We start from the raw sequence: 24114 nt of genomic DNA, 5'->3' as shown, positions 1-24114 counted from the left end.
CTCACTGTTCCTTTCCGGAGGCCACCATGTCCCCGCTCTCCCCCGGTTCGCGGCTGCCCCGCGCGCCGCGTTCCGTCCGTCGGCCGGCCGCCGTCACGGCTGTCGTCACCGCCGCGCTCGCGGCCGGGCTGCTCGCCGTCCCGCAGTCCGCCTCCGCCGCCGGGGTCCGCGTCCACGACATCCAGGGCACGACCCGGCTGTCCCCGCTCGCCGGGCAGCCGGTCAGCGGGGTGCCCGGCACGGTCACCGCGATACGGGCGTTCGGCTCGGCCCGCGGCTTCTGGGTGCAGGACCCGAAGCCCGACCGCGACCAGGCGACCAGCGAGGCCGTCTTCGTCTTCACCGGAGCGACCACCCCCGACGTGGCCGTCGGCGACGCCGTCGAGGTCTCCGGCACGGTCACCGAGTACTACCCGGGCGGCGCCGGGGCCGGGCTCCAGTCGGTCACCCAGATAACCAAGGCGACGTGGAGCGTACGGTCCAAGGCCAATCCGCTCCCCGCCGCCTTCACCCTCAACCCGTCGACGGTGCCCAACCGGTACGCGCCCACGGCGCCGGGCGGCACCATCGAGAAGCTGCCGCTGAAGCCGCGCGGTTACGCCCTGGACCGGTACGAGTCCGTCGAGGGCATGCGCGTCGCCGTCAAGGACGCCCCGGTCGTCGGCGCGACCAGCGAGCACAACGAGCTGTGGGTCACCGCCGAGCCGGGCAAGGACCGTACGGCGCGCGGTGGTTCGCTGTACGGCTCGTACACGCGGCCAGGGCCCGGCCGGATCAAGGTCGCCTCGCTCATCCCGTTCGCCGAGCGCCCGTTCCCCGTCGCCGACGTGCGTGACAAGCTGACCGGTATCACCTCGGGCCCGCTCGACTACGACAACTTCGGCGGCTACAAGATCCAGGCGACCCGGCTCGGCGACCTGACCGACGGCGGCCTGAAGCGGGAGAAGACCCGCCCGCAGCGGGCTGACGAGCTCGCCGTCGCCACGTACAACGTGGAGAACCTGTCGCCGAAGACCCCACAGGCCAAGTTCGACCGGCTGGCGCGGGCCCTGGTCGAAAACCTGGCCTCGCCCGACATCGTCGCCCTGGAGGAGGTCCAGGACGACAACGGGGCGACGAACGACGGCGTCGTCTCCGCCGAGGCGACGCTGCGCAAGCTGGCCGACGCGGTCAGGGCGGCGGGCGGACCCGCGTACGAGTGGCGGCAGATCGACCCCGCCGACGACCAGGACGGCGGGCAGCCCGGCGGCAACATCCGCAACGCCTTCCTCTTCAACCCCCAGCGGGTCTCCTTCACCGATGTCGACGGCGGCGACGCGAACACCCCGGTGAAGGTGGTGGACAACGGCGGCAAGGCGGCGCTGTCCGCCTCACCGGGCCGCGTGGACCCGGCGAACACGGCGTGGAAGAACAGCCGGAAGCCGCTCGTCGGCCAGTTCTCCTTCGAGGGCCGCCCGGTCTTCGTGGTCGCGAACCACTTCAACTCCAAGGGCGGCGACCAGGGCCTGGACAGCCGGTTCCAGCCACCGGCCCGCACCTCGGAGACGCAGCGCCTCCAGCAGGCGAAGGCGGTCAACACCTTCGTCAGGGAACTGCTCGCCGTCGAGCCGAAGGCGGGCGTGGTCGTCGCCGGTGACCTCAACGACTTCCAGTTCTCCCCCGCCCTGAGCGCCCTCACGGACGGCGGCGTGCTCACCGACCTGGTGAACCGGCTGCCGGAGAAGGAGCGTTACGGCTATGTCTTCAACGGCAACTCCCAGGTCCTGGACCACATCCTGACCAGCAAGGACCTGCGGAAGGCCGACTACGACGTCGTCCACACCAACGCGGAGTTCGCCGACCAGGCGAGCGACCACGACCCGCAGGTGGTGCGGGTGAAGCGGTAGCCACCGCGCGCCCACGCGCGCGAGGGCGTACGACGGCGGCCCGGCGGGAGTGTTCCCGCCGGGCCGCACGTCTGGCACCGCACCCCTGGCGCCCGCGCGCGGGCGCTTCGCTCAGTTGTGGCTGTGCTCAGTTGTGGCTGTGCAGCGCCTCGTTGAGGCCGCCCCAGGAGCCGGTGCGCTGAAGGGCCTCCACCCGGCCGGTGGTGGAGTTGCGGCGGAAGAGCAGGTTCTGCGCGCCCGACAGGTCCAGCGCCTTCACGACGTCGCCGTCCGGCAGCGTGACCCGGGTGCCCGCCGTGACGTACAGGCCCGCCTCGACCACGCAGTCGTCACCGAGCGCGATGCCGATTCCGGCTTCGGCGCCGAGCAGGCAGCGCTCGCCGATGGAGATGATCTGCTTGCCGCCGCCGGAGAGCGTGCCCATGATCGAGGCGCCACCGCCGATGTCGGAGCCGTCACCGACCACGACGCCCGCGCTGATCCGGCCCTCGACCATCGAGGTGCCGAGTGTGCCCGCGTTGAAGTTGACGAAGCCCTCGTGCATGACGGTGGTCCCGGAGGCCAGGTGCGCGCCGAGCCTGACCCGGTCGGCGTCGGCGATCCGGACCCCGGACGGGGCCACGTAGTCGGTCATCCGCGGGAACTTGTCCACGCTGGTGACCTGGAGGTGCAGCCCCTCGGCGCGGGCGGCGAGCCGAGCCCGCTCCAGCTGGTCGACGGCGACGGGGCCGAGCGAGGTCCACGCCACGTTCGCCAGCAGGCCGAAGAGCCCGTCGAGGCTGAGGCCGTGCGGGCGCACCAGGCGGTGGCTGAGCAGGTGCAGCCGCAGGTAGGCGTCGTGCGCGTCGAGCGGCTTGTCGTCGAGTGCGGAGATGACCGTGCGCACGGCCACGATCTGCACGCCTCGGCGCAAGTCGGTGCCGAGCGCGGCGGGCGCGCCCGCGCCCAGCAGCTCGGCGACACGCTCGTCGTCGGTGATGCGCTCGGTCCCGGCGGGACCGGGGTCGGCGACCAGCTCGGGAGCCGGGAACCAGGTGTCGAGAACGGTGCCGTCCTCGGTGAGGGTGGCGAGCCCGGCGGCGACGGCGCCGGTGGTGCGGGTGGTAGCTGCGTCGGTCATGCCCTGACGCTAACCGGAGGCGGCCCGCCGAGGCGAACCGGTCTCAGCGGACGGGCGGTCCGCCCGGCCAGATGCGACCAGGTCAGCCGATGACCCGGGCGAGGGCGGCGCGGATCTCCGCGCGGTCGAGGCGCCGCCCGGCGAGCAGCGCTTGCAGCAGCAGCCCGTCGATCAGGGCGAGCAGCGTCCACGCGGTCGCCTCGTCCGCTGTGTGCGCGCTCAGCGTCTCCACCATGGCGTCGAGCCATTCGGCGGCGACCGGGCGCAGCGCCTCGCGGCGCAGCGCGGCGAGGTACAGCTCGTATTCGAGCCGCACCCGGCTCAGGTCCCCGGCCAGGTACTCGGCGAGCACATCGGTGATGGCGTCGGCGAGCGGAACGCCCCGGTCGAACGCCTGCCGCCAGGTCGAGATGGCCAACCCCGGTTCCGCGCACACCTGCCGCAGGGCCGCGACGAGCAGTTCGTCGAGGGTCGCGAAGTGGTACGTCGTCGAGCCGAGCGGCACATCGGCCTCGGCGGCCGCTGACCGATGGCTGAGGGCGCCGATACCGCGCTCGGCGACCACCCGGATCGCGGCGTCGATGATGCGCTGCCTGCGGTCGGGGTCGTAGCGGCGGGGCATCAGTGCGCTCCCCCGAGATTGAGCATCACGACCCCGGCGATGACGAGGAGCACCCCGCCGATACGCACGGGAGACGCCGCCTCGTTGAGGAAGGCGATCCCGATCACGGCGATCGCGGCCGTGCCCGCACCGGACCAGATCGCGTACGCGGTGCCGACGGACATGCTTTTGAGTGTCTGGGCGAGCAGCGCGAAGGCGATCAGATACCCGACCGCCGTGCCCAGGGACGGCCAGAGCTTGCTGAAGCCGTCGCTGTACTTCATCAGGGTGGTGGCCAGCACCTCGGCCAGGATCGCCGCCGAGAGCGTCACGTACATCATATGTACGAGTGTACACAACGAAGCGTACGACCGTACATAGCGCCGCGCCAGCGAAACCGCTATACGCCCCGAGCCCACCGCCGAGCCCTCGGACCGGGAAGCTCGCACAAAGCGGACAGAAACTGGCCTACATCGCCCCTACTGTCTGTGGAACGAGCCGGGCGACGCACCGCTCGCACCGGACGGCACCGGGCAGCCTGGCGGGCGAATCGCCCTGGCGCAGCCCGCGCACAGCAGTCACGAAGCAGCTCAGTCGCGCGTAGCGGCTGAGTCACACGGTCAGCGACCACGCGTCAGCGGTCGCCCATCAGCAGCGACCCGCCACCAGCGGCACGTCAGCACGGCACGTCAGCACTGACACATCAGCACGGCCACATCACGCACATCACGGAAGAGGAGACGCCACCATGACGAACCCCGAGTCGGCACCGACCGGCGAGCGCGAGGACCTGCTGCGGATGTTCGCCGACCAGCGCGACGCCCTGCTGCTCACGGTGCGGGGGCTGGACGAGGAGCGGGCAGCGGAGCGCGCCGCGGCGAGTGAGCTGACCCTCGGCGGCATCATCAAGCACCTGACCCGTGCGGAACTGGCGTGGACGCACATCGTGAGCGAGCGGCGCGGCGGGACCCCGGAGGGCATGTGGGACATGGAGCAGTACCGCATGACCGAGGGCGAGAGACTGGCCGGGTTGGTCGACGCCTACGTGGCGGCGGCGCACGCCACCGACGCGGCCATCGCCGCACTGCCCGGCCTGGACGTGGCGGTGCCGCTGCCCCCGACGCCGTGGGAGCCGGACGCCGAGCCGGTCACCTGGTCCGCCCGGCGGGCGCTGCTCTATCTGCTGCGGGAGACGGCGCAGCACTCCGGCCATGCCGACATCATCCGCGAGTCGCTGGACGGCGCGAGCACCACTGAGCGCCTGGGCGGCGAACCGGCCTACGTCTAGCTACTGAGGTTTTCGGGTTGGGGTGACGTCATGGCGGTGTTGTGATCAGGCCCGTTCCGGCGATGAATCCGTCGAGCAGGCTGCGTCGGTACTGCATCCGCTTGAGGCGGGTGCGGGCCAGCTCGGCGAGATCATCGAGTCCGCACGGCGCCAGGTTGCCCAGGCTCTTCTTCAGGTGTGCCCACACGCCCTCGGCCGGGTTGAGGTCCGGTGAGTACGACGGGAAGCGGAACACCGTCAACCAGTCCCTCTTCTCGACCAACTCACACATGGGAGCGTCGACATGATGGGTGTAGTTGTCCCACACCACAACGATGTTCCCGCCGAGCTGCTGGCGGGCCGCATCCAGCAGGCGGGCGAAGCCCTTCTCCCGGAACCCCTTCTTCTCGCCTTTGCGCCGGTGGTGGACCAGCAAGCGGAAGATCAGCCGGGTGCGGCGGCCTGGTCCGCGGCAGACCAGGCCGGCCAGGGAGATGCGGCCCGATCCCGCGGCACGGACCGTGACCTGTGGTGGGCGTCCGCGTCGGGACCAGGTCCGTGCCCTGGGCGGACGGAGCAACAGCCCCGCCTCGTCCGCGAAGCACAGCCACGCTTCCTGGTCCCTCACTGTCTTTCCACCCGCGGCCACGTCTCCTTCATCCACGTGGCCACCGCTTCCTCGTCGCGTTCGGCGGCCCGGCGCACCGGGACCTGCACGCTGAAGCCCATCTGACGCAGAATGCGCCAGGTCTGGGCGATGCTGAAGCGGACGTGGAAGCGCCGCGCGATCACGGTGGCCACCCTCGCCAGCGTCCACCGCTGGTCCTCCATCCAGCCGTGGGCGGCCGGGCCCTTCTCCAGCTCTGCCGCCAGCCAGGCCCGCCACTCGGGCCGCATCCGGGAGGGCTGCCCGGACGGGCCCTTGGAGCGCAGTGCTTCCGTGCCGCCGTCCCGCCAGCTGGCGTGCCAGGCATACGCGGACTTCCGCGAGACCCGCAGCCGCCGGGCGGCCTGTGGTGGAGACACTCCTCGCGCGAATAACTCGGCGGCCTCGAACCGCACTTGCTCCCTTTGGGCCCGATGCCTCGCGGTCAGGCCGCCCCCATCGGGATACCGCATGCCACCGGACTACACCCATCACCGAGACCACCGTCACCCCAACCCGAAAACCTCAGTAGCGCGAGCTCGCAGGAGCTTGTCGAGCACGGCGACCGGGGACCTTGCGTCCATGGCGCAGCGGGCGTCGAGCGCTGTCTCCCACTGCTCGGTCAGCCCCAGCAGCAGGCGCTTCCGCATTCCCGGGGTAACGTGGGCATAGCGCGCTGAGACCGAACCGTCGAGGTGCCCCATGCGCTCGTCCATGAGCACCCTCTCGGTGCCCAGGTCCTCCATCATCGTCCGATGAGTGTGGCGAAGCCCGTGGGGCGTAAGGCCCTTGGCGATCGGGAGCCAGCAGGCGTCGGCCCGCTCGCTGGCACCGCGCCCTCGCGCCGGAACGCCGGGCCACGGCTCGCCGAGCAGCGGTACGGGCCGGGCTTCCTGCGGGCCTTCTTCAGGTACCAGCCGGAGACCGCTGGGGTGAACAGCCAGGTCCCAAAACCGTTCCTGCGCCAGTGGGCCGCGTGCCCCGACACCGCGCCGCCCCGTACAACCCGAGGTCGACGATGGCCTGCTCGACCCGCACCCGCGTGAGCTCGATGACACGGTCGGGGCGGTTGAGGACGTTGGACACCGTCCCCGTAGAGACTTCGGCCAGCCGCGCGACGTCAACGAGCTTCGTGCCCTGGTGCCCACCGGTACGCACTGCCCCTGGCCCCGGAAGACGTACGTCCTCCCGTGCCACGGGCAGGGCGTCGGCTTCGTGCGCGCGATGTGGTCGAAGACAAGAGCCGACAGCCAGTCCATCGAGTCGACGGACCGGTAGCTGTCGTCCTTGGGCGGGCAGCGCACCAGCTCGGCGGTGTCCAGCTCGTACAGCTGCCACTCGACGCGGAACGCACCAGGTCGAACGAACTCCGTCTCCAGACCGATGATTTCGCCCCAGCGCTTACCCGTATAGCCCTTGAGGACCACGGCGACGAACTCGTCGTCGCGACCGGACAGCAGGGCGGCCCGCTCGGCGGTCAGCAGGATGCCGAGCGCGTCGGTGACGACCTTCCCCGGGCCGCGGTCTCGGGAGCGGCCGGCGCGCTTGCCGCGCCTGCGGCGCCGCGCCGCGCCGCCAGCTTGGACGGTATCAGAGCCTCGTCGCTCGCGTACTCAAAGATCAGGTGGAGCGTCGAGCGCCAGGCCTTGACGCTGGACGCGGCGTACACTGCCTTCTCCTTCTCCCACGCGTCGACGTCGGTGCGGAGGACGCCGGCGAGCGCGCTTCGAACTCGGGGAGCAGGTGCTCCTCGATGTGGCGGCGGAACTTCTGCATGGTGGACGCGGCCAGGTCCTGGGCGGCGTACCAGCGGTTCGCGTACTCGCCGAACGTCTCCTGCCCCAGGGCCGGATCACGCCAGGTGCCGTGCCGGACCTTGGCCTCCTCTTCGTCTGCGGCCTCTTCGCCTCACGCTTGGTTCCGTTTTGGAACCGCCCGGCCGACCACATCTTCTAACGTCGTGTCTGCCGTCAGAGACCGGACTGGACTTGTGCGGTCCGGGTGTGGCCATGTTGACGACACCCCGGAAAAACACGACCGGCTCAGCGCGCCCCGCGCTAAAGGCCGATGCTTCCCCCTGCCCAATCCCCCGCCATCCGCGACGACAACGTTGAGCCGCAGGCCCCCAGCCCTTCGGCCACCGAGTGAGGACCGCCCTTCCCTTGGCACGCATCCGCACCATCAAGCCCGAGGCCTTCATCTCCGAGTCGCTCGCCGCCGTGTCCATCACCACCGAGCGAACCTTCTTAGGCTGCCCGCCCAAGCCGACGACCACGGCTGCTTCCGCGACCAGACCGCCGTCGTCGCCGGCCCTGTGGCCCCTGCGCCCCGAGCACGGTCCACTGGAACTCGAAGACGACCTCAACCGACTCGTCGGCGCTGGGCTGATCTACCGGTACGAAGGCAAGGACGGCAAGCGGTACCCCCACATCGCCACCTGGACCAAGCACCGGAAGATCAACCGGCCAGCGGCAGCCGCCACCCGCTCTGCCCGCACCACCAAGGCAGCCGCAACTTGCACGAGGTAAGCTGAGCCACGTTCGTCCACAGGGGCGGATCGACGGGGGAGTCCGGTCATGTTCCTTTCTGCGCTGTTAAATTCGCGTTCCCAGGAGTGACCGCAGAGGCGGGCGCCGTTCAGTCGGTGCGGCAGGCAGTCCATGCCGCCACTCCACATTCGGCCCAGGCGGGAGCCGGCCCACCCGCCGTGCGGACGCCGTTCAAATCCCGTCATCCCGACACGCCCCGGCGATCCGCCGCGCGGCAAGAGAAACGATGCGGAGAGGAATTCATGTCGAACGACGTGTTCACTCGGGACGTCGTGATAGTCGGCGGCTGCGGCCGGGTCGGCCTGCCCTTGGGCATCGCCTTCGCGGACCGCGGCCTGTCGGTGACTCTCTATGACGTCAACGCCACCGCTGTTGAGCAAGTCAATGCGGGGCGGCTGCCCTTCCGCGAGGAGGGCGCGCAGCAGCCTCTGAAGGAGGCGGCGCGCGATGGGCGCCTGGTGGCGACGCTGGACCCGGCCGCCGTCGCCAGCGCGGAGCACGTGATCGTCGTGGTCGGCACGCCTATCGACGCCTACCTCAGTCCTGACCACTCGGCCATTTGGCGGGCGCTGGAGAACTGTCGACCGTACTTTACGCCGGGGCAGCTAATAGTGCTGCGCAGCACGGTCCACCCGGGCACCACTCGGATCACCGAGCAGGCGCTGGAACCATACGGGCTGGCGTCGAGTGTGGCCTTCTGCCCGGAGCGCATCGCCGAAGGCCACGCCATGACAGAGCTGTTCTCGCTGCCACAGATCGTCGCAGCCCGCGACCCACAGACCGCCGCTCGCGCCGAGAAGCTGTTCCGGACACTGACCGACCACATCGTCCCGCTCAGCCCCGAGGAGGCCGAGCTGGCGAAGCTATTCACTAATACCTGGCGTTATATCAAATTTGCGACAGCCAATGAGTTCTGGAGAATCTCGAACGAGGCCACGCTAGACTTCGCCCGCATCCGCCAGGCCATCACCTACGAGTATCCGCGTGCCGCTGACCTGCCCGGGCCGGGGTTCGCCGCTGGGCCCTGCCTGCGCAAGGACACAATGCAACTGGCCGCGTACAGCAGCTCCTTCGTCCTCGGGCACCTCGCCATGCAGATCAACGAAGGGCTGCCGGAGTACCTGGTCACGCGCCTGGAGCGCCGCTATCCGCTGGCCACCATGTCGGTGGGCATCCTGGGCATGGCCTTCAAGGGAGGCAGCGACGATCCCCGCGACAGCCTCGCCTTCAGGCTACGCAAGAACCTCTCGGTTAGGGCCCGCGAGACGCTCTGCGCCGACCCTTACATCGACGACGAGCGGTTTCTTCCGACTGAGGAGGTCATGAACCGCGCCGACCTACTCGTCATTGGTGCACCGCATCCGGCCTACCGCGACCTCGCTGCCCGCCAGCCCGTCGCGGACGTGTGGGGCATCACTGGCAACGGCGTGCTGCTCTGACCGGGCCCGCCTCTCAGCGCACTACCGCGGCCGAACCCCGGCCGCGGGTACCGAAAGGACAGGACATGGCGAAGGTGCTGGTCACCGGAGCGGCTGGCTTCATCGGCGGCTACGTGGTGGAGCGCTTGCTGGCCAACGGCCACGAGGTGGTGGGCCTGGATGACTACTCCAAGTACGGCCCCATAGCGCGCACCTACGACGGTCACCCCGCATACCGCTTCGTATGTGGCGACGCCCGGGATGCTGAGCTGCTGACGCGGCTGCTGGCGGACTGCGATCATCTGATCGCTGGGGCCGCCCTGATCGGCGGCATTTCATACTTCCACGCCTACCCCTACGACCTGCTCGCCACCAACGAGCGGATTATCGCTGCAACATGTGACGCCGCCATCAAGGCTCACGAGTCGGGCACATTGCGCAAGGTGACCTACCTGTCGTCGTCCATGGTCTTCGAATCCACCGATCGGTGGCCATCCAAGGAGGGGGACGAGCGGAAGGTGGCGCCACCGCTGTCCTCCTACGGCTTCCAGAAGCTCGCCGTGGAGTACTTTGCCCGCGCCGCCTGGGACCAGTACGGGCTTCCATACACCATCGTGCGGCCGTTCAACTGCGTCGGCGTGGGCGAGGGCCGCGCCCTCGGGCAGGCTGAGGTGCTGTCGGGGAACGTCAAGCTCGCCATGTCGCACGTCGTCCCCGACCTGGTGCAGAAGATCCTCAAGGGCCAGGATCCGCTGCACATCCTGGGCGACGGGGACCAGGTGCGGCACTACACCTACGGAGGCGACCTCGCCCAAGGCATCGTGTTGGCCATGGAGCACGACGCCGCGCTGAACGAGGACTTCAACCTCTCAACCGCCGAGTCCACCACCGTATTGCAGCTGGCGGAACTGATCTGGCGCAAGGTCCAGCCCGCCGCGACGCCATTCCGCTTCGTCTCCGATGAGCCGTTCGCGCACGACGTGCAAAAACGCGTCCCGGACGTCACCAAGGCACGTGAGGTGCTCGGCTTCCAGGCCACGACCAGCCTTGACGCCATGCTGGACGAGGTCATCCCGTGGATCAGCGACGCGGTCTCAGAAGGGCGCCTGTAGGCGCCAGTACAGCCGCCGCGAGTACGCGGCTCATGGGCCCAATCAAAACGGCTGCACGGCATTCCGCCCTCTGCCAACATGTCGAGGTGACACAATGGTCAAAAAAGTAGTTCTTGGAATCAACGCGGCACATGACGCGGCCGCCTGTGTCGTCATTGACGGCGAACTCGTCGTGGCGGTTCCGGAGGAACGGCTGTCACGCGTCAAGTACCACGAGGGGTACCCCTTCAAGGCGGTCGAATACTGCCTTCGGGTCGCCGGACTCAAGGACCTCGGTGAAGTCGATTCTGTCGTCATCAACCGCTACACACAGAACGACTACGAACCCGAGATACGTCGCTCTGGATACCGTGGCGAGCTAATCGTCAACCCCTCGCATCACCTGCTGCACGCTTACTACGCCTGGATCGCCTCGGACTTCAACCGCCCTGCGGTGCTCATCCTCGACGGCAGCGGCTACAACTACGGCGAGTACGAGCGGCGCGGCAGCCCGCTCATCGGCCCTGCCCCTGCATACTCCGAGATGGAGGAAGCCGAGTCGATGTACTCGGTAGCCGAGGACGGTTCGCTCCAACTAGTGCGAAAGCGCTGGGGGCTGTGGGATGCCAGCGATCCCTTCATGCGCTTCCCCAGCCTCGGCCACATGTTCTCGGTAGCTTCAGAGTACATCTTCGGACACTTCCAGCACGCCGGTAAGACGATGGGCCTGGCGCCCTACGGTGACGCCTCCTCCTTCCCCGACCCCTTCATCGAATACGACGGCGACGACCTGGTTATCGACACGAAGTGGGTCACCAAGCTGCCGCCCCGTTCCTCCGAGCCGGCCCACCTCGATCCAGTCTGCCGCGATCTGGCGGCCAAGGTGCAAGCGGAGCTGGAACCGGCGGTCATCCACCTGTGCAAGGTGATCCACGAAGCTACAGGTGCCGACGAACTCTGCCTGAGCGGCGGCGTCGGCTTGAACAGCGTGGCCAACGGCCTGATCCTGCGGCACACGCCATTCTCTCGGCTCTTCGTCACGCCCGCTTCGGGTGACTCCGGCATCGCGATCGGCGCCGCCCTCTATGGCTACCACCGGCTCACCGGGGAACGGCCACGCTGGCGGGCCTACGACAACTACCACGGCAAGACGTACAGCGAACTGGAGGTTGCGGACGCGGTGGCGGCCCGCTCCCGGTTCGTTCGGGCCGAGACCGTGCCCGACGTCGTGGAGTCCGCAGTGGCCGACATGACCGACGGAAAGTTCGTCGGCTGGTTCGAGGGCGCCAGCGAGTTCGGCCCCCGCGCCTTGGGGCACCGCAGCATCATCTGTGACCCACGACCCCGCGACATGCGCGACCGGCTCAACGCCAAAGTCAAGTTCCGTGAGCCGTTCCGGCCGTACGCAGCGTCGGTGCTGACCGAGCACGTCAAGGAGTTCTTCGACGTCGTAGACGACGACCCGTTCATGATGACCGTCGCCCCCCTGCTGCCCGAGCAGGTTGAAGTCATCAAGAGCGTCTGCCACGTGGACGACACCTGCCGCATTCAGACCGTGGACCCAGATCACCAGGGCACCTACCGGCAGCTGATCGAGCGTTTCCACGAGGTCACCGGCATCCCGCTCATCCTCAACACCTCCTTCAACATCCGGGGCGAACCCATCGTGGAGACCCCGCAGGACGCCATCCGCTGCTTCCTCAGCTGCAACCTCGACGTGCTGTACGTGGATGGGGTGCGCATCACCAAGCTCACCGCCGAAGGCGCGGAGGAACCCGCCACCCTGGTACCGCACCTGGTGGAGGGCATCTCCCTCGGCTCCACCACCGAGGTAGTGGACGGAGGCGCGCTCCTACCCACCTACTTCTGCCGCACTCGCACCGGTCACCGCACCACGGTCTCCTCCGACGAGTTCGCGCTGCTGCATCTGATCGACGCAGAGAGCTCCATCGCCCGGATTGCCACCCTGACCGGCGGCCGACCGGCCGCCGAGGTGGCCGAGGTCATTGATGACCTGCGTCGACGCGGCCTGGTTTGCCTGGCTCGCGGCACAGCGGAGGCGGAGCAGGAGTGAGGTTCGCCTTCTTTGACGACTACCCGCACGAGCGCGGGCATCATCCAGACCTGATCATGGGCCTTGGCGCCGCGGCCCACGCACCGGTCTACTGCCCAGAGTCCTTCCTCGAAGGCCGCGCGGATCGCGGCCAGGTGGCGCACGTGGCCACCGTCGGAGCACTGAACGACTCACCGCTGGTGACCCGACGCAACCTGGAGGCCGCGTATGCGGACGCGGTGGCCCGCGGCCAAGAGGTGTTGGTCAACCTCTTCCTCGACGAGAACTGGGACTCCTTCCCGATCCCGCGCGGGCCGCTACGCGTCGTCCACTCCCTGCACCGACCCGCCGAGCTGACAGGGGAACTGGGGGGCGCCAACGCCACCAAGGAAGGAGACGTGCTAGGCACGCTAAAGGAGCTGGCCGGTCCCGACCTCTTCGTCGTCCACACCGTCGCCAGCGAGCAGCAGGCAATGCAGTGGCTACCGCGACGCAATGTGGCCCGGATCGGCTGGCCCTCCGCGACCATGGCTGAGGTTAAGGAGCGGTTCGCGGCGCCGCGCCGGGGCGCCGGCCATGAGCCGTACGTCCTGCTCATCGGCGAGGCGCTGGCATACAAGGGGATCCGCTGCCTGCTCGAAGCGGTCAACCCCGGCCCGCCGCTGCGGATCGCGGGGAATCTAACAAACGGGGCGGAGCTGATCGCCCGCGAATACCCGCATGCCCGGGTCAGCTGGGAGCCCGGATGGATCGCCCGCGACCGCATGCACGAGCTCATCGAAGGCGCCGCCGTGGTGGCCTTCCCTTACCTGCGCCGGTTCGCCGCTCACGGCGGTGTGTCGGCGGCCCTCGTGCAGGCGCTCACCTTCGGCAAGGTGGTCGTCGTCTCTGAGCCAATTGCGTCGCAGGTGCCCGCCTCCCCGGCGTGCCTGACCATCCCCGCCGACGACGTCTCCGCGCTGCGGGAGGCCATCGGCCGCGTCATGGCCCATGTGGACGACTTCCAGGACGCGGCGCTCGACCTGCGGGACTATGTGCTGCGCGAGCACACCTACGAGGGGCATCTGGAGCAGATGGCCGAGGTGCTGGCGGCCGCCTGATCCGAGGCGGCCCGTCCCACCGCGGACGCTGTTGGTTAATCGGGCCTGGCTGCGGCGTGACGTCGGCCTTCGAGACCTGGTTGTGGTCTCGAAGGCCGACGTTGTCGTGTGGGGTGGGTGCGGGTGTCGATGCAGCCGAAGGGATCTGGGGAGATCCCGGCGGAGGCGGTACGGGTGGCTCGGGCCGCGTTCCGGAAGGGCAGTCTGGCGATCCGGGTGAGGGACGAGCTGGGGTTGCTGTTCGCCGATGATGAGTTCGTGGACCTGTTCCCGGCGCGGGGCAGGACCGCCTGGTCACCGGGCCGCCTCGCGCTGGTGCTGGTGTTGCAGTTCGTCGAGGGCCTGACCGACCGGCAGACCGCGGAAGCGGTACGGGCCAGGATCGACTACAAGTACGCCTTGGGCCTGGACCTGGGTGATCCGGGTTTCGACTTCTCGGTGCTCTCGGAGTTCAGGGACCGTCTGATCGGGGCGGATGCCGGGCGACGGGTGCTGGACGGCATCCTTGTCGGTTGCCGTGAGAAAGGGCTGCTGAAGACTGCCGGCCATGCTCGCACCGACTCCACCCATGTGGAGTCCTCAGCGCGGGCTCTGAACTGGCTGGAGCTGGTCACCGAGACACTGAGGTCGGCGCTGAACGCCATCGCCGAGGCTGCTCCTGACTGGCTGGTTGGGGTCAGCGATCCGGAGTGGTTCAAGCACTACGCCACCCGGGCGGAGGACTCCCGGTTCCCCAAGGCCCGGGCCGCGAGGGATGCCGTGGGCCATCGCGTCAGCGTCGACGGGACGCGTCTGCTGGAAGCTGTCTTCTCCGGTGATGCTCCGCCTGGGCTGGCTGTCCTACCGGAGGTCGAGGTCCTGCGCCAGGTCTGGGTCCAGCACTTCCACCTGGTCGAAGGCGAGGTACGGCGGCGTGCCCCAAAAGACCGCCCGCCAGGCGCGTTGCGCCTGGTCACCCCCTATGACATCGAGGCCAGGGCCAGCGGGAAACGCGACATCCTCTGGGACGGCTACAAGGTCCACCTCACCGAGACCTGCGAGCCCGACAGCCCGAATCTGATCACGAACGTCGTCACCACCATGGCCACCGTCGCCGACAGCACGATGGCCGGCGCCATCCACGCCGACCTCTCCCGCCGGGACTGTCTTCCCGCCGAGCACTGGGTCGATGCCGGATACCCCACGGCAGCACAGCTCGTGGCCGCCCAGCACGACTACGGTGTCGCGCTGCACGGCCCGGTCCAGGCCAACACCAGCGCTCAGACCAGCGCCGAGGGCGGCTATGACCAGGAGGCATTCACCATCGACTGGGACGCCAAGCAGGTCACCTGTCCCGGTGGACAGACCAGCCGCACCTGGAGCAACCGGCTTTCCCAGCAGGGGCTCCCCGTCATCCGGGTGATGTTCTCGGTGAAGGACTGCCGCCCATGCCCCGTGCGGACCCAGTGCATCAGTTCACCCGCTCGCGACCGACGCGAACTTCGCCTGCGCCACCACGACGAACACCACGTCCTGCGCGCCGCCAGGGGCGAGCAGCAGACCGACCAGTGGAAGAACCGCTACCAGGTCCGCGCCGGCGTCGAGGGCACCATCTCCCAAGCCATCGCGCGCTGCGGCCTACGCAGATCCCGCTACCGGGGCCTTGTCAAGACCGGTCTCCAGCACCAGCTCACCGGCGCTGCCATCAACCTCGCCCGCATCGATGCCCACCTCACCGGCCAACGCCGAGCCCCGACCCGGATCAGCCCCTTCGCAGCACTCCGCCCCACTGGATGACATCCAGCGGGGCGGAATTAACCAACAGCGTCCCGCCGCGGGGCGGGCCGCCTCCTCAGTCAGCCCAGCAGCCTCAGCAGCGCGTCCTGGTTGGCCGTGCGCCGCACGTCGAAGCTGAGGTAGTAACAGCGACTCGCGTTCACCAGTTCGCGCAGCCCGTCCTTCATCTCCTGGTATGCGTCGCAGAACAGCCGGTAGTCCCCGCCGAGGTGATCCAACAGATCCTCCTCCAGCCGGTAGACGTTCAGGCCCAGGCCGAACTGCTCCAGGTAGTCGTACATGCGGGCCGGATCGATCTCCTCGACGACGTGCCGGTCCGGCCCCCGGTAGTCCACCACGCATAGGCTGCGCACCGCCACGGGCCCCACCTGCCCGCCGAACGCGGCGACCGGGTCGACCACAACCTCATCAGGCTTGATTGCCGGTGTCGTCGCGACGCCCAACTCGTCCACCCAGGGTCCGGGCCGCATGCGCATCGAACTCGCCACCCCGGTCACTTGCCCCTTGCGCACAACCGCGTGTGAGTTGGTGACGAACCCGGCGCCGCGCGCGCACAGCTGGCTCAGCAGCACCGTCTTGCCAGCCCCGCCTCGCCCGAACAGCAGACTGCCCGCCCCGCCCACCGACACGGCACCGGCCTTGAGGAAGAGGGTCTTCGCGACGACCGAGTCGAGCAGCAACAGGTACTTCACGAAGTACGACCACACGACAGTCTCAAAGCGCTCGCCGAAGACATAGATCCGTCGGCCACGGGTCACCAGGCGCACCGGCGGCCCGAAGTGGTCGGTGACGTAGTAGCCGCTCGCGAACTGCCCAGCGCGGGTGGTCCGATCGTATTCCGCCGCCCGACCAGAGCCAGTCCGTACCTGAGGGCTCACGCACCACAGCTCGGCCTCCACCGGCTGCCCGCTGTACGCGGTCTGCGCCGCGGCGCTGAAATAGGCCAGCGCCGGGAAGTTGGCCTGGTCGCTGACCAAGCGAACGCGGATGGGCCCGAGCTGGACCACAACGTCGGTTCTCGACTGGAACTCCACCAGCACGTCTGACTGCCCACTCTCAGCCATGGTCAGAATTCTCCTCGTTACGGACACCAGCCTGGCGGCAGGCCCGTAGCAGGTCCTCGGCGCTGCCGCACGCACGGGCCAGTTCGTCGATCAGGTGGGACAACATGCTCAACCTCGCCTGCGGAGGCGGGATGGCGGCCCCTGGCCGATCCGACAGGCGGCCTACAAACTCCCCCACGACGAACTCCCGTTCCAGCGCGGCCACGGCCCGGGTAAGTACCCCGAACACCGGTTCAAAGCAGTCCAGCTCGCGGGCGGCGATGAGGATTTCGGTGGTCAGGCGGTCGTAGTCGTCGGCACGGGGATCCGCGGCGCAGCTGAAGTAGTGCTCGACACGGAAGTTGAGCTGTCCCGGGTAGCGGCGCCGTCCGGTGGCCGGGTCAGTGTCCGGGCACCGCACCGTGAGGAACTGCCGGTCGGTGCGGTTGTAGTCGGCCACGCTCGGTGCGGTGACACCGCGCCCCCTCAACACCCCGGCGATCTCCGGTCGCGCCGGGTAAGGCAGCGGCTGCTCAGAGTCGAGATCCCAGGTGGTGGGATCCCAATACCCGTGCAAGCAGGCACGCATCTCATCCCGTGTGCACAGCACGCCCAACTCCTCGACGGCCAGTTGGCCTCGGCTGTGGACACGCCGTGCGGCCGTGCTCACCGGTCCTGGCTGGAAGAGGGTCTTCTCGAAGTCCGTCAGCCAGTAGACATCCTGGCCCGGACGGTGCTCCACGATGATGTTGCGCGGACTCATGTCTCCCCATAGGATGCCCCGGTCGTACAGGGCATCCAGCAGGCATCGGTAGTCCGCCAGGTAAGCGGCCCGCGCCTCATGAGAGATGCTGCCGAGCAAGATGCTCTCCAGCGTCTGTCCGGGCATCCATGCGGATAGCGAGTAGACCCGCCCGGAGCGCCCGTCCCGCAGCACCGCGAGGCCCGGTGCGGGCGCCGTGGAGAACGGCCGCCCGTCAGCCCGGCGGCCAAGGTGCACGAGCTGGCCGGCGCCGGTGCCGAGGCGCGCGGAGATCTCCTGGTAAGCCAGCTGCTCGCGACGAAACCTGTCGCACTTCTGCGGGTTCTCCCTCTTACTGGCCACTCGTAGACCGTTGGGCAGGAAGCAGGACTTCACGATGCCCTGGCGTACCCGGGCGTTGGGACCCGAAACCTCGTACTGCGCCTCGAAGAAGTTGCTCAGGTCATGGCCCACGTCGCGGACCAGCGCGGCGACGGCCTGGCCGGCCGACTGGTCGCGGAGCAGCACGGATATGCCGTCGCCCAGGGTGCCCGACCCGTCCGGTACATCCAGCAAATCCTCGATGGCGCTCACGTAGTGCAAGGCAGGCGCGGGTGTCGCCAGTTCACCAGGCACACGGCCGCAGTTGGCCCGGCTCAGCGCAAGCCGGTACCGCAGCACCCCGCGTGCCTCTGATTCCGGAGTCCTGGCAACCGCCTCGCACAACTCAGTAGTGGCGCCGCCGCCGGCACGCAGGGCGTACAGGTAGTCGGCGACGATCCGGTAGTCGACATTCCGGATAAGCAACTCGCTGACCGCTGCGGCGTCCGCGGAGCCGGCCCGCGACAGTTCCGCCCGAATCACCTGAGAGATATCCCGGGCAATCCTTCCCGTTTCATCCCATTCCAGGGGAGATCCCACACCTCCACCCAGCAACGACTCAAAGGGCGGCGCGACGATGGACGGCGCGACGGTCTCAGGTCTTGTCACAGTACCTACCTGACTTTCCGGAATTCATTACCAAAGCAACCCGTCAGTATCGTGATGATATCGTGAGAACCTCTTCCCGAGTTCTTCCACACCCCCGAGTGCTGAACAGCACTTCTCGAATTACGGGAGATTCCCGATCGCGCGAAGCCCGCGCCGGCTAGACGGTAGAGAGAATGCCGCGAAGCACACGACGCGGCTCCAATGCCTGGTTGAACAATGCGACCCGGACCGCGCGGTACTCCAACCCCGCACACTGTCACCGCAGTTCTTGCGCGTCGGAACCGCCGCCGATCAGTTCTCGGACGCGACTGAACCGCATCATCACGTACTGGTGCTGGGGGCAGCGGAGGGGAGGCAACCACTGACTCGGCGCCGAGCGGGTGCCGCCAGTTCGGCGTACACGAGTTGGACGCGCAATTTCGCGCGGAGACTGGAAACCCGGGTCACCGCACACGGCAACGCACGCGTCTTCCAAGTCGGGTTTCTCACGCCGCCCACCGCACGAGCTCTCCCCGCCGATCGGCAATTCGCCCTTCGCCTTTACCGCCCAGGTCGTGGACTGCTGTCTCGACGCACCGTCCATGACGGACGGCAACCGTGACCATCCAGCTTGACCGCACCAGGAAGCCCACCCGGGGCTGCGGCCGCTGGATCCTGCCGACCGTACGCTCCTTATCGGCGTTTCTCCTGCACCTCGCCTGCTGGCCCCGACCCCTGCGTCCACACGCGCGTGAGCACGACCCCATCACCGCATGGCCGAACATGGCTCCGGCTGCATCGACGGCACGCTGCACTGTGCCGCCGCCCGGGTCGAACACCATCGGCTGATGGCCGCCATGGGCCCCGAGTCATGGCTGCACATCTTTCTAGCGCTGACGCCGCCGGTGGTCAGGCGTGGTTCACCAACACCCGGCCCAACAGAAACGGGTGGAACGGCAGCCAACTGCACTCAGCACACCGTTCGGCCACCATCGGCTTCGAGCACCATTCGGCCGGACCGCATTCCAGCTCTGGATCGGCACTGACCGGCGGGGCCACCAACGCCGTGCGGGCGTAGTACCACACTGAGTATGAAATCGGATACGGGTACTTATACTCCACAGGCGGCCTATCATGCAGAACGTACCGCTGCCAGCCGAACAGCGTGAGCTCCCCAGGGTCCGCGACGAATCCGGTTTCCTCGGCAAGCTCCCGCACCGCCGACACCGCCGGATCCTCGCCGGGGTCAATATGTCCTCCCGGTATGTCCCAACCGCGACCCGGCAAATTCACATGCGTAAGCAGAAGGTCACTGTTCGCATCGAAGGCGAAGACAAACGCCGCAGTGGTGAGCTCGCTGGGCGGCAAGTGATTCGCAGCAACCAAGTCCAAAGTATGGGGCACCGGAATCCACGGTGCCGTCCGCGAGGCGATAAGCGCTTCTGACATCACGCAAGTATCGCAACCAGCAGCGAAGCTGACAACATCTCACCGGCCTTCGGTCGAGGGCAGTTGAGGAAGAGGTCACGTTTGACCGCACCGCGTATCCTCGATCACGATGGCACGACGCCGCTGTGCGCCATGACTTGATCCGAAGGAGCCCGAGAGATGCTCAGTAAAACCGCTACGCAGGGGTTCGAGATCTGCGACAGCTGGACCACGAGGGGCCTGGCCAGCGACGCCCGAGCGGTGACGCGGGGGGACATCATGGCCAACGACAGCCTCGGCCGCACGGTCTACCCGCGGTACATGAGCCGGGCCAAGGGCGCCTATGTATGGGATACGGACGGCCGCCGGTACACTGACTTCCTGCTAGGTTACGGCCCCGTCGTACTGGGCCACGCAGATGCGCGAGTGACCGAGGCCGTAACCCGCGAGATCGCGATGGGTAATTCCATCGCTCCGCTGTGGAGTCCCCGTCAGGTCGAGCTGACTGAACTGCTCACCTCCATCATCCCGGGCGGTGAACTCGCATACATGCTCAAGACTGGATCGGATGCCAACTCCGCAGCGGTCCGGCTGGCCCGCATCTTCACCGGGCGCGAGAAGGTGGTCCGCTGGGGGTACAACGGATGGCATGACTGGGCTTGCGGCAAGCCCGCCGGCATTCCCGCCGCTACCCGCGACAACACCCTTACCTTCGACTTCGACAACCCGCGGTCACTTGAGGCGGTATTCGAGCAACACCCCGGTGAGATCGCCTGCGTCATCACCATGCCCTTCGAATACGAGACCATATCTGACGGGCATCTCCAGGCGCTCCGCGACATCACCCACCGGCACGGCGCTCTCTTCATCCTGGACGAGATGCGGTCCGGCTTCCGGATGAGCATCGGCGGCGCGCAGCAGTACTTCGGCGTGCAGGCCGACATGGTGGCCTTCAGCAAGGCTCTGGCCAACGGCTTTCCGATCTCGGCCATCGTCGGCCGACGGGACGTACTCAGTGGCCTGGCAGAGACTCGCATCTCGTCGACCTTCTACGCCAGCCCGGTGGAGATGACCGCAGCGCTCACCACGATCGGCATCCTGCGCGAGACCGATGCTATCGAGCGACTATGGTCAATCGGCACGTACTTTCAGGACGGACTGCGCGCTCTGATCGCAGAACTGGATATGCCTGCCGAGGTAATCGGCTACCCCCCTTCCCCTTTCATGCGCTTCACCGCCCCCGACCGGACCGCACGCGAGCAGCTCACCCGGACCTTCTTTATCGAGACGACCCAGCGCGGTGTGCTGTTCCACCCGGCTCACCAATGGTTCGTATCCGCCGCACACACCACCGACGACGTGGACTTGACGCTCGACGCCTGCCGTGCGGCGTTCAAGGAACTCCTCCCACTGCTGGACCAGTAGATGAGCGGCGGAGCCGACCACATGACTCAGAACGCTGCCCCGCACACGACCCGGGACGCGGCCGCGTCGCTGCGGATCGCCCATCTCCTGGCCGACGCCGCCGACGAGGTTTCAATGCGCTACTTCGCGCTCAACGGGGTCGAGCAGTGGTACAAGCCTGACGGGTCACGCGTGACCGAGGCCGACATCGCCTGCGAGACTGCGATACGCCAGGCGCTGGCAGCGGCCGCACCCGACGAAACCATGCTCGGCGAGGAGACGGGTGGCGCCGAAGCCGAGACCCACGGCGACCGCTGGATCATCGACCCGATCGATGGCACGGAGAACTTCTCGCGCGGAAACCCGGTGTGGGCAACCCTGATCGCCAAGGAAGTCGCCCAGCAGATCACCGTGGCAGTCATCAGCGCCCCGGCCCTCGGCCGCCGGTGGTGGGCGGTCCGGGGCCAGGGGGCCTTCACCGACGGCGGAAGGCGGCTCGCCGTCTCCGACCTGTCCTCCCGCGACCGCGCTACGTTCACCTACGGCGGACTGCACGAGGCACCCTCACCGCACGCGCTCACCAGAGTGCTGGCCGCCGCCCAGGAGTTTCGGTGCGCCTGGGGCTGGGGCAACTTCTGGGGCCACGTGCTGGTCGCGGAGGGCGTGGCGGACGCCGCCCTGTCGTACGGCATCGAGCTGTGGGACATCGCCGCACCCGCGCTACTCGTCGAGGAGGCCGGCGGGCGGTGGAGCGACGTGGACGGGCGCGAGCGGCTGGTGCCTGGCTCCTTCATCTCCTCAAACGGATTCCTGCACCCCGGGCTGGTCACCGACCTGGCGGGGACCTTCGAACCGGACACTGTGTGACAACCAATGGAAGACCCTTCCGACCCACGGTCAGCAAAGGTAAGCACTGTGCATTCTTCGCCCCATGACGGGAACGCCGCACCCCACGGGCCGTGTCCCAGTCCGACCAGCAACCCAGCCGCCGTACTGCGCTGGGCGGCGGGTGCCCGGCAGGTGACACCGGACAGCGCGGGCGCGGATGACGACACACTCTTGGACCTGATCGACCGCCACGCACTGGCCGGACGACTGCTCCAGCGCCTGGAGCATGAACAACCACGGTGGCTCGGGAGCGGCCTGCGCGACGCGGTCGAAGACCTGCACCGCGAGGACATGCGCCGCATGACGGAACATGTGCGGTCGGCTACCGAGATCACCGCACAGCTTCCGCGCCCCGATGACGCGATCCTCATCAAGGGCATCTCCACTTATCTGACGACCGCCCAGCCGCATACGGTGCGCTGCGGTGACATCGACCTCGTCACCGCCGGGGAACACCCCCTCCTGGGGGTGCTGAACGAGCTCGGCTACCGGCGCACCCGTGACCCCTTCATGCATGAGATAGGCGAGTTCGCCCGTGAGCTCACGGAAGTGGACGTACACGCGTTCTTCCCGGTCCATGGCTACGGTCCCAATCTCCGCAATGCCGACCTGACTCCTCGACACCACCCCGGTGCCTGGCTACAGCAGCCCGGCCAACTGTCGATGCGCCGGATCACTCACGAAGACCTGCGCACCGGCGCACGGGCAGGCCACGGCACCGCGTCGGTGTTCGTGCCCGACCCGTGCGTGCTCGCCATCGTCCTCACTGCTCACGGCTTCATGAACTTCACCAACATGTGGTCGATATCGCACCGGGAGAAGCCCTACGTGCGCCTGGGGGAGCTCGCCGACCTGCGCGACCTGCGGGCACACCCGGACTTCGACGACGCACGGTTCCTGGCGCTGGTCGAGCAGTTCGGCGCCCAAGACGCCGTGACGTGGGCCGCGTGGGCTTCCAGCCTGTTGCTCGGCGAGAACCCGCTGCCGGTCGCAGCGCCTTCCGAGGCGGATGCGGTGCGGCGCTTCCCGCGCTGCCTCTGGTGGAACACCTGGGCGCAGCTACCCGTCGACCCAGACGTGTTGCTCCGACGCTGGTGGCTGGACATGGCAGCCCTCGTGACGGCGCTCGACGGCAACATCATCCCCTGCCCGGCAGGTCAGAGCGGGCCACTCACCACGTCCGGCGGCGGGGCCGACGGTCACCTGAAACGCTCAATCCGGACAGGTACCACCGAGCCGATGCACACCATGGAGTGGCGGCGCTCCGGGGACCGGCTCCAACTCCGGCTCGCGCTGCCGGTCGCTGGCGATGGGATCACCCAGCGCGTTCGCGTGGACTTCGGCGACGCCGCCACCGAGTGGGCGCACCAGCCGGGCACCTGCAAGCAATCGACGGCCGGCACAGCACCAGAGCGGGTAGTGGTGACGCGTCAGGGGGACCACCTGCTGGTCTCCATGGAGTACGCCTCGAGCGCGGTGGCGCGCGACGGACAGCTGGCTGACCGGCTCCCCGTACTGATCGGGGTCGGGGAGCAGAGCGGTGACACACTCACCGCGAGCATCCTACTCCCCCTGGAACTAAGGTTCTCCGCCTGAATTTGGGGGGGGCGGGACCACCACGGCCTCGCCCCCTCCCCGCGGCTCAGGAAGCCGCCTGCTCCTGCACCCGCTCGACCACGGAGGTGGTGGAGTGCTGGGGCAGACGGTCCACGACGTAAACCTCGCCCCCTGAGTCTCGCGCGGCGTCCGTCTCGGACGGATAGGCACCCACGCTCTCCTCGCCGATCACGAAAACATCCGGCCGCATGGTCTTGATGAACTCATCGGCCACGGTGTCGTCGTACACGAAGACGTAGTCCACGCAGCGGAGGGCGCCGACAAGCGCGGCCCGCTCCAGCTCGCCGATGATCGGCCGGGTGTGCCCCTTCATAGCCCGCACCGAACGGTCGCTGTTGACCCCGACCATGAGTACGTCACCCTGGGTGGCAGCCTGCTCAAGGAAATAGGCGTGCCCGACATGCATGATATCGAAGCAACCCGTCGCGAGTACGACGCGCCTCCCCGCCGAATCGCTGCGCAGCGCGCACGCCGCGTCGAAGGAGACGACGCGGCTGGGAAGAGTGGGTTCCATGT

18 protein-coding genes and 2 pseudogenes are annotated in these 24114 nt (G+C 68.1%); 11 read left to right on the top strand and 9 right to left on the bottom strand.

The annotated features are described in order from the left end of the window. The first annotated feature begins 26 nt into the window (after positions 1–26). Complete coding sequence (locus tag AC5P1B_RS24255) at positions 27–1886, top strand: DUF8508 domain-containing protein (protein ID WP_493889636.1); 1860 nt, start codon at positions 27–29, stop codon at positions 1884–1886. A gap of 127 nt (positions 1887–2013) precedes the next feature. Here AC5P1B_RS24255 and dapD read toward each other — a convergent pair whose 3' ends face one another. The 3 genes from dapD to AC5P1B_RS24240 form a co-directional block, all read right to left on the bottom strand. After that, entirely contained in the window at positions 2014–3006 is a 993-nt protein-coding gene (dapD, locus tag AC5P1B_RS24250; protein WP_493889635.1) for a 2,3,4,5-tetrahydropyridine-2,6-dicarboxylate N-succinyltransferase, read from the bottom strand. Positions 3007–3088: 82 nt separating this feature from the next. Beyond that, positions 3089–3628 (bottom strand): TetR/AcrR family transcriptional regulator, encoded by a 540-nt coding sequence (locus tag AC5P1B_RS24245; protein WP_493889633.1) that lies wholly within the window; start codon positions 3626–3628, stop codon positions 3089–3091. Next, positions 3628–3948, bottom strand: coding sequence for a DMT family transporter (locus AC5P1B_RS24240; RefSeq protein ID WP_493889631.1), 321 nt, complete (start codon positions 3946–3948; stop codon positions 3628–3630). Before AC5P1B_RS24240 ends, AC5P1B_RS24245 begins: the two co-directional genes overlap by 1 nt. Before the next feature lie 407 nt (positions 3949–4355). On the opposite strand from AC5P1B_RS24240, the gene AC5P1B_RS24235 reads away from it, so the two are divergent. After that, entirely contained in the window at positions 4356–4895 is a 540-nt protein-coding gene (locus AC5P1B_RS24235; RefSeq protein ID WP_493889629.1) for a mycothiol transferase, read from the top strand. A 28-nt stretch (positions 4896–4923) separates the two neighbouring features. Here the strand turns inward: AC5P1B_RS24235 and AC5P1B_RS24230 are convergent. Beyond that, a protein-coding gene (locus AC5P1B_RS24230; RefSeq protein ID WP_493889627.1) for an IS630 family transposase occupies positions 4924–5993 on the bottom strand; the annotation gives its coding sequence in 2 pieces (ribosomal slippage) (positions 4924–5522 and positions 5522–5993; 1071 coding nt in all). Positions 5994–6026: 33 nt separating this feature from the next. Beyond that, positions 6027–7425: pseudogene (locus AC5P1B_RS24225) on the bottom strand (LacI family DNA-binding transcriptional regulator); the annotation flags it as partial. Between the two features lie 257 nt (positions 7426–7682). Between AC5P1B_RS24225 and AC5P1B_RS24220 the strand changes: the two are divergent. The 6 genes and pseudogenes from AC5P1B_RS24220 to AC5P1B_RS24195 form a co-directional block, all read left to right on the top strand. Beyond that, positions 7683–8020 (top strand): annotated as a pseudogene (locus tag AC5P1B_RS24220) (hypothetical protein); the annotation flags it as partial. A gap of 291 nt (positions 8021–8311) precedes the next feature. Continuing rightward, on the top strand, positions 8312–9508 hold the full coding sequence (locus tag AC5P1B_RS24215) for a nucleotide sugar dehydrogenase (protein ID WP_493889625.1): 1197 nt from the start codon (positions 8312–8314) through the stop codon (positions 9506–9508). A gap of 65 nt (positions 9509–9573) precedes the next feature. Then, positions 9574–10599 carry an NAD-dependent epimerase/dehydratase family protein gene (locus AC5P1B_RS24210; RefSeq protein WP_493889624.1) on the top strand — a complete coding sequence of 342 codons (1026 nt, stop codon included), beginning with the start codon at positions 9574–9576 and terminating at the stop codon, positions 10597–10599. 94 nt (positions 10600–10693) lie between these two features. After that, positions 10694–12652, top strand: coding sequence for a carbamoyltransferase family protein (locus AC5P1B_RS24205; RefSeq protein WP_493889622.1), 1959 nt, complete (start codon positions 10694–10696; stop codon positions 12650–12652). Beyond that, entirely contained in the window at positions 12649–13731 is a 1083-nt protein-coding gene (locus tag AC5P1B_RS24200; RefSeq protein WP_493889620.1) for a glycosyltransferase, read from the top strand. The genes AC5P1B_RS24205 and AC5P1B_RS24200 overlap by 4 nt, the downstream gene beginning before the upstream one ends. A 123-nt stretch (positions 13732–13854) precedes the next feature. After that, complete coding sequence (locus tag AC5P1B_RS24195; protein WP_493889618.1) at positions 13855–15507, top strand: IS1182 family transposase; 1653 nt, start codon at positions 13855–13857, stop codon at positions 15505–15507. A gap of 59 nt (positions 15508–15566) precedes the next feature. Here the strand turns inward: AC5P1B_RS24195 and AC5P1B_RS24190 are convergent, their stop codons facing one another. From AC5P1B_RS24190 to AC5P1B_RS24180, 3 genes are all read right to left on the bottom strand, one after another. Beyond that, positions 15567–16547 (bottom strand): hypothetical protein, encoded by a 981-nt coding sequence (locus AC5P1B_RS24190; protein ID WP_493889617.1) that lies wholly within the window; start codon positions 16545–16547, stop codon positions 15567–15569. Positions 16548–16563: 16 nt separating this feature from the next. Further along, positions 16564–18282 carry a hypothetical protein gene (locus AC5P1B_RS24185; RefSeq protein WP_493889615.1) on the bottom strand — a complete coding sequence of 573 codons (1719 nt, stop codon included), beginning with the start codon at positions 18280–18282 and terminating at the stop codon, positions 16564–16566. 888 nt (positions 18283–19170) lie between these two features. Continuing rightward, complete coding sequence (locus tag AC5P1B_RS24180) at positions 19171–19710, bottom strand: NUDIX hydrolase (RefSeq protein ID WP_493889613.1); 540 nt, start codon at positions 19708–19710, stop codon at positions 19171–19173. A 159-nt stretch (positions 19711–19869) separates the two neighbouring features. Between AC5P1B_RS24180 and AC5P1B_RS24175 the strand changes: the two genes are divergently transcribed. The 3 genes from AC5P1B_RS24175 to AC5P1B_RS24165 all read left to right on the top strand — a co-directional run bounded on the left by AC5P1B_RS24175 (position 19870) and on the right by AC5P1B_RS24165 (position 23577). Further along, positions 19870–21114, top strand: a complete 1245-nt coding sequence (locus tag AC5P1B_RS24175) for an aspartate aminotransferase family protein (RefSeq protein WP_493889612.1) — start codon at positions 19870–19872, stop codon at positions 21112–21114. A gap of 21 nt (positions 21115–21135) precedes the next feature. Continuing rightward, a complete protein-coding gene (locus tag AC5P1B_RS24170) occupies positions 21136–21960 on the top strand; it encodes an inositol monophosphatase family protein (RefSeq protein ID WP_493889610.1) in 825 nt (274 codons plus the stop codon). Between the two features lie 153 nt (positions 21961–22113). Then, entirely contained in the window at positions 22114–23577 is a 1464-nt protein-coding gene (locus AC5P1B_RS24165) for a nucleotidyltransferase family protein (protein WP_493889608.1), read from the top strand. Positions 23578–23623: 46 nt separating this feature from the next. Here the strand turns inward: AC5P1B_RS24165 and AC5P1B_RS24160 are convergent, their stop codons facing one another. Continuing rightward, positions 23624–24112 (bottom strand): adenylyltransferase/cytidyltransferase family protein, encoded by a 489-nt coding sequence (locus AC5P1B_RS24160; RefSeq protein WP_493889607.1) that lies wholly within the window; start codon positions 24110–24112, stop codon positions 23624–23626. Positions 24113–24114: the final 2 nt, after the last annotated feature.

This window comes from Streptomyces sp. A01 (genome assembly GCF_059026195.1).
This window is presented reverse-complemented; position numbering and strand designations above follow the sequence as displayed.